This is a genomic window from Salibacter sp. (assembly GCF_031581065.1).
Classification (GTDB): Bacteria; Bacteroidota; Bacteroidia; order Flavobacteriales_G; family Salibacteraceae; genus Salibacter.
The window spans coordinates 1-555 of sequence record NZ_JAVLBN010000110.1; the positions used below are offsets into that span (position 1 = coordinate 1).

The following is a 555-nucleotide window of genomic DNA, read 5'->3' on the forward strand; positions in this document are numbered from 1 at the left end:
ATTATCGAAATAATCTAAAGGATCAACCCCACTAAATTCAACCAACAAATCGATATCACTTGTCTTATCGTGCTCACCCTTAGCAACAGATCCAAACACATAAAGCCTTAACACATTATATTCATCGCATAATTTTCTCAGCTCATCAATATGTTGGTTTATTAATTCCATTAATTCAAATTTAATAAAATAATGCTTAGCAGTAAATCGAGACTTAACTACCTGCTTTTTTTGCTACACATCTAATATAACTCTCAATTTTAAACAAAAAAAAGTGAGCGCCAGCGAACACGCTGCGACCTCCGCGTAATTCAGCAAAGCTATCATCACTTACTCCGCGATCGCTGCGTTACAAACTCCCAAATCTTAGTGAATCTTAGCCTTTGGTCCCAACCAAAGCTTAGATGAACTTAGACCCTCGTGACGCAAGGAACGGGGCCCTTAACAACTTGAATACCCAACAACCCCAAAGTAAAATTTGAACGCCTCAACCTTAACCTCAACCTCGACTACTGACGCTACGGTCAGCACCTCCGGCTCAACCTCAACCTCGGC

Annotated in this window: 1 protein-coding gene; it reads right to left on the reverse strand. The window is 40.5% G+C overall.

Annotation, left to right across the window (positions count from 1 at the left end; genetic code table 11):
• The coding region (locus RI557_RS11775) for a nucleotidyltransferase family protein (RefSeq protein ID WP_409079706.1) at positions 1-171 on the reverse strand (171 nt) is incomplete at its 3' end.
• Positions 172-555 lie beyond the last annotated feature (384 nt).